This window comes from Holdemania filiformis DSM 12042 (assembly GCF_000157995.1).
GTDB lineage: Bacteria > Bacillota_I > Bacilli_A > Erysipelotrichales > Erysipelotrichaceae > Holdemania > Holdemania filiformis.
The window spans coordinates 122,851-133,524 of the sequence record NZ_GG657556.1 but is presented as its reverse complement, the minus strand read 5'-3'; the positions used below and the strand labels follow the sequence as shown (position 1 = coordinate 133,524).

Annotated in this window: 11 protein-coding genes; 2 read left to right on the top strand and 9 right to left on the bottom strand. The window is 51.0% G+C overall.

The features are described 5' to 3' along the window. The 5 genes from HOLDEFILI_RS06475 to HOLDEFILI_RS06455 form a co-directional block, all read right to left on the bottom strand. On the bottom strand, positions 1 to 381 hold a 381-nt coding region (locus HOLDEFILI_RS06475; protein WP_006058730.1), incomplete at its 3' end, for a GyrI-like domain-containing protein. Between the two features lie 146 nt (positions 382 to 527). Next, a complete protein-coding gene (locus HOLDEFILI_RS06470) occupies positions 528 to 986 on the bottom strand; it encodes a VOC family protein (protein WP_006058729.1) in 459 nt (152 codons plus the stop codon). A gap of 20 nt (positions 987 to 1,006) precedes the next feature. After that, a complete protein-coding gene (locus HOLDEFILI_RS06465) occupies positions 1,007 to 1,438 on the bottom strand; it encodes a VOC family protein (protein ID WP_006058728.1) in 432 nt (143 codons plus the stop codon). Next, positions 1,431 to 2,393 carry a hypothetical protein gene (locus HOLDEFILI_RS06460; protein WP_006058727.1) on the bottom strand — a complete coding sequence of 321 codons (963 nt, stop codon included), beginning with the start codon at positions 2,391 to 2,393 and terminating at the stop codon, positions 1,431 to 1,433. Before HOLDEFILI_RS06460 ends, HOLDEFILI_RS06465 begins: the two co-directional genes overlap by 8 nt. Positions 2,394 to 2,424: 31 nt before the next feature. Beyond that, a complete protein-coding gene (locus HOLDEFILI_RS06455) occupies positions 2,425 to 3,228 on the bottom strand; it encodes a helix-turn-helix domain-containing protein (protein ID WP_006058726.1) in 804 nt (267 codons plus the stop codon). Between the two features lie 308 nt (positions 3,229 to 3,536). On the opposite strand from HOLDEFILI_RS06455, the gene HOLDEFILI_RS06450 reads away from it, so the two are divergent. Then, positions 3,537 to 4,304: a GTP pyrophosphokinase gene (locus HOLDEFILI_RS06450; RefSeq protein ID WP_244264308.1), complete on the top strand. Its 768-nt coding sequence runs from the start codon at positions 3,537 to 3,539 to the stop codon at positions 4,302 to 4,304. Positions 4,305 to 4,425: 121 nt separating this feature from the next. Here the strand turns inward: HOLDEFILI_RS06450 and HOLDEFILI_RS06445 are convergent, their stop codons facing one another. The 4 genes from HOLDEFILI_RS06445 to HOLDEFILI_RS06430 form a co-directional block, all read right to left on the bottom strand. Further along, positions 4,426 to 5,265: a PRD domain-containing protein gene (locus HOLDEFILI_RS06445; RefSeq protein WP_006058724.1), complete on the bottom strand. Its 840-nt coding sequence runs from the start codon at positions 5,263 to 5,265 to the stop codon at positions 4,426 to 4,428. Positions 5,266 to 5,304: 39 nt separating this feature from the next. After that, positions 5,305 to 6,777 (bottom strand): glycoside hydrolase family 1 protein, encoded by a 1,473-nt coding sequence (locus HOLDEFILI_RS06440; protein ID WP_006058723.1) that lies wholly within the window; start codon positions 6,775 to 6,777, stop codon positions 5,305 to 5,307. 1 nt (position 6,778) lies between these two features. Continuing rightward, complete coding sequence (locus HOLDEFILI_RS06435; protein WP_039864456.1) at positions 6,779 to 8,632, bottom strand: beta-glucoside-specific PTS transporter subunit IIABC; 1,854 nt, start codon at positions 8,630 to 8,632, stop codon at positions 6,779 to 6,781. A 390-nt stretch (positions 8,633 to 9,022) separates the two neighbouring features. Beyond that, positions 9,023 to 9,970 (bottom strand): site-specific integrase, encoded by a 948-nt coding sequence (locus tag HOLDEFILI_RS06430; protein WP_006058721.1) that lies wholly within the window; start codon positions 9,968 to 9,970, stop codon positions 9,023 to 9,025. A 275-nt stretch (positions 9,971 to 10,245) separates the two neighbouring features. Between HOLDEFILI_RS06430 and HOLDEFILI_RS19615 the strand changes: the two genes are divergently transcribed. Beyond that, positions 10,246 to 10,674: restriction endonuclease subunit S domain-containing protein (locus HOLDEFILI_RS19615; RefSeq protein WP_482793270.1), on the top strand; the 429-nt coding region annotated here is incomplete at its 3' end.

The window sequence follows — 10,674 nt, the reverse complement described above, 5'->3', positions numbered from 1 at the left end:
CTTCCGCTGTGCCTCCTGCACGGCCCAGTCGAAATCTTCCTGCTTGATGAAATCCGGGACCCGGATCACGCTGATCCAGTGAAAACCGCGCTTCTGCGAATAATCCACACCGGCGAGGCCCGGCTGCCACCAGAAGCCTTCCAGCGGTGGCACGACATATTCGTAAAATCCGGCGATCTGTCGTGTCCCTTTATAGCTCATTTTGAGCGTATAAGCAAGCGCGTACAAGACGCTGACAGCCTGTTGATAAGCGCCGCCTTCCTCGTTGGGATCACCCTGACCGGGCACCGCGAGAAAATTCATCGGCGGAACCGTGACAATTTCCGGCTTATTTTTTGGCATATAGAACAATTTCGCTTCTTTTTTAAAATCATAGGCCATGATATAACACCTTCCTTTTGATTTCATTGTACCGTGTCAAACCTGACATCAGGATGTCAGGTTGAAAACAAATACCGCGGCGAATGATTTCTTCCCTCGTCCGGGAAGGGGGAATACCGGTTTCCTGACGCTGCGCCTGGCAGACTTCAGCGAAGGTAGGCGTTCACCGCTTTGACCGGCACATCCATCCTCTGGGCGATCGCTTCAATTGTCATACCCTGATCCAAAAACCGCTGGCAAACGGCTTTCAGCGTCTCCCCGACTTCAATGACATGTCCATCCGGATCCCAAAACCGCACGATCCGCTGGCCCCAGCTCTGTTCCTCAGCAGGATTGATGATCCGCACCGAGGTGAGCGCCGCAAGCTTTGCGGCAAAAGCATCAAACTCCGCTTCTTCAAAATAAAGCTCAGCCGCATTGGCTTCATAAGTGATGTCAAGACCGGTGAACTGCTTCCAGCTTTCTTCTGTCTGCAAGGCCAGACCGCCGCTGAGCACGGCATGAACCTCAAGATCCACCAACGTCCGCAGACCCAGCACTTCCTTATAGAAGGCCTCCGATCGTTTCAGATCCCGGACGACGAGCATCGTATTTTTTAATTTCATCGCTGATCCTTCACTTTCACTTAAAATTTCAACAAGCCCTGCTCGTCATACTGGAAATCGGGTCCCCAGGCTACTTCCCAGACATAACCGTCAGGATCGCTGAAATACGCATGATAGCCGCCCCAGAAGACCGGCTGCGGTTCTTTCAGGATCGTGGCTCCGGCTTCGCGCGCCAGGGCGATCACCTGATCGACTTCCGCTTTCTTTTCGACATTGTACGCCAGCGTGATGCCGGAAAATCCCGGGCTGAGCGCCGGCGGATTGTGCGGATTGACATCCTGCGCCAACTGCGCCAGCGGATAGAGTTCAAATTTGGTTCCCGGCGTATCAAAGAAACAGACAGTGGGATTGTCTTCCTGGCAATCGGTCTTGTAGCCTAAGCCGTCGCGGTAAAAGCGGAGGGACTTCGCCATATCGCGAACGCCCAGGCAGATACAGGTAATTTTATTCATCTGTGTGGTTTCCTTTCTGAACAGCCGGTTCAATCCGGTCAAACGCCATCAGAAACGCGATATTCTCAATCGCCTTCCAGCCTTTCCATTGTGTGCGTGCCACGCGGAAAGCCTCGGGATACAGCCCCGCCCAGTTCCACGGAATTTCCCACACGCCGTCTTCAGGACAGGTGTCGATCAAATAATCCAGCTCCGCTTCCACCCGGTCTTTCAGCCGGGGATACGCCGCGTCGTTGCGCGAACGAACGAAGTAGGACGGCCGCGGTTTATATTCCTGCCACTGGGCAGGATCGCGCTCCACCCGCTTTTCAATCAGCGTCAGAATCCGTTCCCGGATCTGATCCTGCGTGTATGCCGTCGCCGGCAGGAAGTCCAGCTGCGGCAGCCATCCACAGAAGGCATCCACGCCCATCTCGCCGAAATCCTCCTGTGTAAACAACTGTTTAAAGGCCTTTGCAACAATCGCTTCCGCCTTCGCTCTCAGCGTCCTGTCGTCGCAATCGTGTGTCAGGATCTGCCGCGCCAGGCCCAGATTCAAACCAAAGCTCTCCGCGTCGTTGAGCTTTGGATCATAGCCCATCCACGGGGCATGCGGATAAGCGTCGTTGGATTGGATCGTGAACGGCCAGCCGTCCCGATACGCCGTGCTTTCCTGGCCCAAATACGCAAACGCTCCTTGATATAGCGGATCATGCGCGTCCAGCTGCAGCGCTTCGGCCAGCGCCAGCGCGGAACCGGTCTGGTAGGGGGAAGACTGGGGATTCATGCAATCCGGCTCCAGCCCCCAGCCAAAACCGCCGTCCGCGTTTTGATAACCGCGTAACACTTCCAAAGCCTGATTCTGGCTGCCGCCTTCAAACATCGCTTGCCAGCGCGCCCATTCCAGCGGCCGGCCATTGCGCAGAACCCAGCGGCGGATTTGTTGAAACTGAGCCTGCGTCATTCTCTTTTTCATCGGAAACACCTCCGGGGCTATTGTACCGGAATCAGCGTTTGGCTGTCTTGGAAAAAAACGACAGCCGTTGGGAATTATGATATTTTTTAAAGAAATTCAACAGATGGGCCTGATCGTAAAAGCCATAGTCCGCAACCGTGTCCTGAACGTTGAAATCATGATCCTGCAGACAGGCCTGCCAGATCAGCTGATACCGGATCAAAAGCGAAAGACGCTTGCCGCTGACGCCGTAAAAATCCAGAAATTTCCGTTCCATCCAGCGTTTCTCAAGGCCGAGCTCCGCCGCCAGATCCGCGATCGCCAGCACGCCCTTGCGCTGAATGATCAGCTCCGCCGCCCGCAGGATGAGCGGCGGTATCGGATCCGTGTGCTGATGCGCAAGCAGAAAGGCTTCCCACTTCGGCCACAGCGCTTCCAGACTTTCCGCTGCGTCAAACGCCTGCTTCAACCCTTCCGCCCAGCCGGGAAAATAAAAATCCATCTGATCCTTCGTATTCCGCACAGCCTTTAACGAACCGGTGCAGAAGCTGGCAACGGCCCAGAAATAAAAGCGGATGCCGATCAGCCGCACGCCGGGCCGGGCGCTGTCGTTGAACGAGGTGAACGTAAAATCGTTGATCCCACAGAAAAAAATCTCGCTTTTCCCGGTTTCATCGACGCACAGAATGATGTCCATGCACGTATCGGGAATCACGATCTGATCGCATTGATCGGTATACACCCAGAAACAGCGGATCCACGGCTTCAGCGCCGGACACGCTTCAATCTCCCGGTAGCCTGCGCCCTGATTGGCGGTCAGCGGAACATAAGCTTCCGCCAAAGTTTCGGCTGACATCGGTTTTCCCCCTCTCTGTTCGCTTGACAAACGTTTCGTTGTTGAATATGCCGTTATTATAGCATAACCATGCAGCGTGCGAAAACGATGGAATCCTCCGTCATAAGACAGCCGGCTTTTTATTTCCGGCTTTCTTGCGGTCAGCGCCGACAATTCAGGCGGATTGTTTAAAACCGGTCTTCTTTTTGAAGACATCCGCACTGTCAGGTTTATAATGAAAGAAAGAATCCGTCGCTGGGAATTCTGGAAGTCAAGCACAGCCCTTCTTGAATTTTACCGCGGCCGCAATCACAAAAGGAGCGAAGACCATGAATCAACCCGTACAGGAAACATCTCAGCTTATGCAAAATTACTCCGCAGAAAACAACGACTCGTTTATCCAGCGGCTCACCCGGCTGCTGGACGACGCCGATCTCAGCGCGATGCAGAAGAATATGGAACAAGCCCGCCGGCTGATGACCTATTACCGCTGCGCCATCCTCGAAGTGGAAACCAAATTCAAAGTTCTCAATGAACAGTTTTCTCTGCAGCATGAGCGTAATCCGATCGAAAGTATCAAATCACGGGTAAAATCACCGGAAAGCATTCAGGAAAAAATGGTCCGCTGCCATCTGCCCGCCACGCTGACAGCGATCGAGGAAAACCTCGCGGATATCGCCGGAGTCCGGGTGATCTGTTCGTTTATCGACGATATTTACATGTTGGCGGACTGCCTGCTTCAACAGGATGATGTGCGGCTATTGCAGCGCAAGGATTACATCCGCCAGCCGAAGGAAAACGGCTATCGCAGCCTGCATCTGATCATCGAAATTCCGATCTTCTTACAAAATGAAAAACGGATGATGAAGGTCGAAGTGCAGCTGAGGACGATCGCGATGGAGTTCTGGGCCAATCTTGAACACAAGCTCCGTTATAAGAAGGATCTGCCGGAGCCGATCCTCTGCCAGACGGCTGACGAACTGAGCGAATGTGCCCGGCTCAGCGCCTTGTTGGACGTAAAGATGCAGAATATCCGCAATACAATCGAAAGCAACATGGAACATGATGAGGAACCGGACACGCTGACGGTATTATAACTAAGGCAGATCATCGACGCCAACCTTGTCCATCAAAAAACAGAGACCCCCGGTTCGTTCTGTCCTGCCGGAATTCTCTGTTTTCTTTTTATTCGCTTCAATCCTTGATTTTAACCCATGCTCATGCCTGACTGCGGGCGATCCGTGCGATATGCACGACGAGAAACGTCACTTCTTCATTCGGCAGGATCCGTCCGTATTTATCATACAGGTAACTCTTGATTTTCAGCGCCACGCCCAGCTCTTTCGGATAGCGCGTCTTGATCTGCTCAAATAACAGATCGTCGTCGTTTTGAAGCAGCTTGTCGGTAAAGAAGCGGTCGACAAAGAATTTGATATGCGTGATAAACCGTGCCGTATGGATGCTTTGGGAATCGAGTTCACGGTTGAGCGAATAGCGGACCAGATTGATGAGTTCGCCGATCAGCTTGGCGTTACGGGCGGCGTCGTAATCCGGGTCGCTTCCCGCCTGGGCATTGGCCAGATGAAACGCGATGTTCGCCGCTTCCTGTTCCGGCAGCTCCACGCCTAAGCGCTGGCGCACCTGTTCGACCGCGTGCAGCCCGGCTTCAAATTCCTGGGGATAGAAGCTTTTGATTTCCCAGAAGACGCGGTTGGTAATCACCATCCCGGTGCGGATCCGCTCTAAGGCAAAGTTGAGATGATCGGCCAGCACGAACACCAGATTTTCCCCCAGCGGCGTTTTTAAGCGCTGCTGAGCGTCGATCACGATTTCCTGCGCCAGCTCCAGAATCGCTACGGGCAGGCTGTTGACCAGCTCGACAATCTGCCGGGAACGGGCGTTGTCGACAGGCAGAAACACCTGGTTTTCCTGACGCTGGGCAATCACGTTGCCCGGCTTCTGTCCGTAACCGATGCCTTTCCCCAGCAGGATCGATTCCTGATGCGCATCGTCTTCGACCAGCACGACGCTGGAATTCAATACTTTTTTGATCCGCATCCCCGCTCCCCTGCCTTTCTGCTTCGTCCCTGCCGGACGTTATTGTTCTTCAAAATCCAGACTGTTGTTCTGAATGACTTTCTGATACCAGTAGAACGAATCTTTTCTGATTCTATTATACGTGCCGTTGCCCTGATCATCAAGATCGACATAAATGTAGCCGTAACGCTTGGAGATCTGCTTGGTCGATTCGCTGATCAAATCGATGCACGCCCACGACGTATAGCCCATCAGCTCGACACCGTCTTCTTCGATTGCGTCCAGCATGCACGCGAAATGCTTGCGCAGATAGTCGATCCGGTAAGGATCATGCACCTTCCCATCCGCACTCAGTACGTCTTTCGCGCCCAGTCCGTTTTCTACGACGAACAGTGGCTTGCGGTAACGGTCGTACAGATCGACTAAGGAAATCCGCAGACCAATCGGATCGATCTGCCAGCCCCATTCGCTGGTTTCCAAATGCGGATTCTTGACCGCCAGAATTGTGTTGCCCGGGGTGACGTCCAGTCCGGTTTCATCCGCCGCTACGCAGCTGGACATATAATAGCTGAACGAAACGAAGTCGACCGGGTACTGCTTCATCACTTCATCATCGCCCGGCTGCTTCACGATGTGGATGTTGTGATTCTTATAGTAGGACAGCAGCGTCGACGGATATTCGCCAAACACCTGCGTGTCGCTGTACGCATAAATGCTGCGCATCCGCTTCTGCGTTTCCAGCACGTCCTCCGGCTTGCAGGAATACGGGTAGTAGGTCAGCTTGGTGATCATGCAGCCGACCTGGGAATCCGGGATGATCTCATGGCAGATCTTGGTTGCCAGCGCCGAGGCGACAAACTGATGGTGCATCGCTTGGTAACAGACCTCTTCAAAGTTCTTCCCCGGGAAACGGTCTTCGATCAGACCGCCGGTCGTGTACGGATGGCGGATGATGCTGTCAACCTCATTGAAGGTCAGCCAGTATTTTACCTTGTGCTTGTAGCGCTCGCAGATCGTCCGGACATACTTTTCAAAGAAGCCGATGACTTCGCGGGAATACCAGCCGTCGTAATTGAGCACCAGATTCAGCGGTGGTTCATAGTGCGACATCGTAACCAGCGGTTCAATGTTATATTTCTTGAGTTCGTCGAACACCTCATCGTAGAACTGCAGGCCGGCCTCGTTGGGCTGGTCGTCGTCGCCGTTAGGATAAATGCGGCTCCAGGCGATCGACATGCGGTAGACCTTAAAGCCCATCTCAGCCATCAACGCGATGTCTTCTTTATAATGATGGTAGAAATCGCTGCCGTGCCGTTTCGGATAGTTGACCTCGTCCTCCGGATGGGCCAGCGCTTCCTCAATGTCCCGGGTTGTGATCTGGTTGTGACGGTTATAATCCTTGATATCGGCGTCGAAGTGCGCGCGGGCCGCGTCGGAAACTGACCAGCCTTTACCGCCTTCCTGCCATCCGCCTTCGATCTGATTGGCAGCGGTCGCCCCGCCCCATAAAAAGCCTTCAGGGAATTTTCGCATATTAGTCTTCCTTTCTCTGCGTCTGCAGAATAACGTCGGTGTTTTCGGCATGGCCGGTCTTCACGACGCTGACGTTCATGTCCTGGGAATTGGTGACGACCACTGGAGTGATCGGATCCAGCCCGGCGTCCTTGATCGCCTGAATATCAAATGTCAGAAGCAGATCGCCGGTTTTGACGCTGTCGCCGGCCTTAACCCTCGGAGAGAACGGCTTGCCTTGCAGATTGACGGTATCTAAGCCGACATGAAACAGAATTTCCGTGCCGTTGGCGGTTGTCATGCCTAAGGAATGCTTCGTTTCAAAGACCATCTGGATCGTGCCGTCGGCCGGAGCGCGCAGCTCGCCGACTTCCGGAATGATCGCGACACCGTCGCCCAGCGCTTTCTTGGAGAACATTTCATCGCCAACCTGATCCAGCGCGACAACCTGACCGACGATCGGACACAGCACATTCAGGACGTCATGGCTGCCTTCCAGCGGTTTCACTGGGGCGGCCGGAGTTGAAGCCGCCGGGGTTTCTTCTTTCCACAGAATCAACGTGAAGATAAACGAGGAAACTAACGCCAGCACGAAGCCCGCGATCGCCCAGACGATATTCATTCCGTTGGTGCTGTCGATGAACATCGACATACTGGCCGCGCCCGGACCGACGACCGCGAACGCCTTGACTGACAGTAAACCTAAGAACGCGCCGGTGATGCCGCCGCCCAGCATGACGCTGTAAAGGACTTTCTTATTCTGCAGCGTCACGCCGTAGAGCGCCGGCTCCGTAATGCCCATGAAGGCGGAGATTCCCGCGGAGAAGGCGGTTGATTTCAGCGTTTCATCTTTGGCTTTTAACGCAACCGCGAAGCAGGCGCCGGATTCCCCGATGTTGTGCGCCAGCGACGCCGGCAGATACAACATTTCATAGCCCAGCTCGCCATAAGTCGCCAGAGCATACGGCAGCAGCGTCTTGTGCATGCCGGTCGCCACCATTAACGGCAGGATCGCCGACAGAACTGTCAACGCCACAAAGCCGAGCTTGTCATATAAGAACAGGATCGCCGCGGTGAAGATCTGGCCGACATTGTAGCCTAACGGACCTAAGAACAACAGCGTGACCGGCACGGTGACGGCCAGTGCGATCATCGGAACAAAGAAGATCCGGATCGGCTTCGGCGAAATCTTGTTCATGAGCCGTTCCATGAACGCCAGGAAGCTGACACACAGAATCGCCGGGAACACCTGCGCGTTATAGGCGATGCTCTGCAGCTGAATGCCGAACAGCGTCGTGCCTTCGGCGATCATCGTCGTGACCGCCGGCAGCAGCGTTACGCCGACCGCGGCAATCGCGACCAACCGGTTGCTTTTCAGCTTGTTGGCGGTCGTCACCGCCACCATCATCGGTAAGAAGTAGAACGTAGCGTCAGAAATCGCGGCAAGAATCTTATACAGCGCGTTCGCGTCGTCCATGACATGCAGCGCGACCAACAGAATCAGGATCGATTTCAGCACGCCCGCGCCGGCGATTGCCGGAACTAACGGCTGGAAAATGCCGATCAGAAAGTCCAGCGCCATTTTGCCGAGCTTCTGTTTCTCCGCCGGGGCTGCCGGGGTTGTCTGATTATTGAAATCAATCATTTTCAATAAGGCATCGTACACCTCGACGACATCGTTGCCGATGATGATCTGGAACTGATTGCTGCGAACGACGCCCATGACGCCCGGGACCGCTTTCAGTTTGTCCTCGTCGACTTTTTTCTGATCATTGAGCGTGAAGCGCAGACGGGTCGAGCAGTGCTCAAGGTGAGCGACGTTTTTTTCTGTGCCGACATATTTCAGAATTTCGGCGGCAGTATGCTTATAATCCATAGATTTCTCCTCCATAATCGCCAGATCGCCGGGCTGTTTCCTGTTCGCTTTCCTCCCTCTGGCCCCAAGGCAGGAAAACAAAAAGGCAGGATCCATCATAAAAGCCACGTCCTCCTTGCGGATTCCGTTTGTTTTATGAGATCCTGCCTGCATTACCAGTTACATGTCCCTTTGTCTTTTGCGAGTTTATTATAAGCTGGCTGAAAGCGCTTTGTCAATCCCTAAATTTTATTTTTTCGAAATAAAAATTAAAATTTATTGCTATGGTAGACAGTGAATACAGCTAAATATACTTTTACATTTCGCCGTAAAAATGTACGGATAGAATAAATTCAGTCATGAACCACTTCACTGACCGGAATATTTGCCATAAGCACTAACTTTGTAGATTTATAAAAGATCATTAAGAAGATTCATGCATTTTATCTTTTGCTGTAAATTAGCACTACCGTACACATTTAATGTGAAAGATACATTTTTGTGACCAAGAATTTCAGAAAGAGACTTGATATCAAATTCTGGGATCTCGATTGCTCTTACGGCAAACGTATGACGAATTTCGTGAAACTTAACTTTTTGCAACTCATTTCGCTTGAGAAAACGAGCAAAAAATTGTCGATAGGTACGTGGTTCAGTCGGCTTTACTTTTCCAGTTAAAAAATAATGATTAGGATTCTCAGTGTAGAATTTTTTTATGATGTTCATAAGCAATGTCGGAACAGGAATTGTTCTTGCTGATGTTTTGGTCTTTGGTAAGCCTACATTGATATATGATGTTTTCTTCTTTTTATCATAAATACGTTGTACGGTCTTATTGATCGTAATCGTTTTATCAATAAGCGATATATCCTTCATTTGAATTCCACATAATTCACCAATTCTGACACCCGTAAACAAAGCAATAAGTATCCCTGCGCTTTTTCGATTTAAATGCATGTAGATACATTGGATAAGCGCTAGTTCCTGATCCTTAGACAGCGAAATTACCTTTTTTGCATTCATATCCTTTGGATATTCAATAAGATCCCAATTCAAAAGCGGAATTGCTCTTATCTTATAAGCGTACTCCATTGACAATCGAAAAACCAAAATAACATCGCGAATTGTCTTTACAGTTAATCCGCCGGTGTTATCAAGTCGCCCAGAATTGTAAAGATATTGAATGTATTCTTGAACATCCTTTTCAGTAATACTACCAATCTTTCGCTTGCCAAAATATGGTATTAAATGATTTTCGGCAATCAGCGTAAAACTGGCGAAAGTTGATGGGGTAATCATTGGCTGTTTTTTATTGAGCCAAGTATTAACAAGCGTCTTAAATTGTGTATTATTAGTCATTGAGACCACCTCCACGAATATTATCGCGGAAAGTCAAAAATTAAAAATAATTATCTTCAAGTAACGGTCTCGAAAAGTGTCCGAAGCTCCGCTTTCCGAGCTTTGATAAGCCGTGGAGAGCCGAGAGATTATCGGACTTCGCAGACCGTGTAACACGAAAGAACAGTAAAAACGAAACCGATCTTCCGTTAACCATTTCGTCTAAGGACGGTCTTGTTGATCAGATAAGCTACTTCAATAAGACGGTTGCCAGCAAAGACATGAGTGGGTACTATTTGCTCAAAAATGGCGAGTTTGCCTACAATAAAAGCTATTCCGTAGGTTATGATTTCGGCTCTATCAAACGTCTGGATTGTTATCCGATGGGCGCATTATCGACGCTTTACATCTGCTTTGCTCTCAAAAAGCATGATAGCGACTTCATCAAGGCATATTTCGACTCTCTGAAATGGTATCGGGATATATATATGATCTCTGCTGAAGGCGCAAGAAATCACGGTCTTTTGAATGTGCCTACCGAAGAGTTTTTTGACACAAAACACTATCTGCCTGAAAACACTGATGAGCAAAGAAAGATTGCCGATTTCATCATTACTTTGGAGCATCGTATCGAAGCACAGCAGTCTCTCGTCGATAACCTCAAGAAGTATAAAAGAGGAGTCATACAGCATATTTTTCGTCATTCGTTTGCTCAAGGAAATACA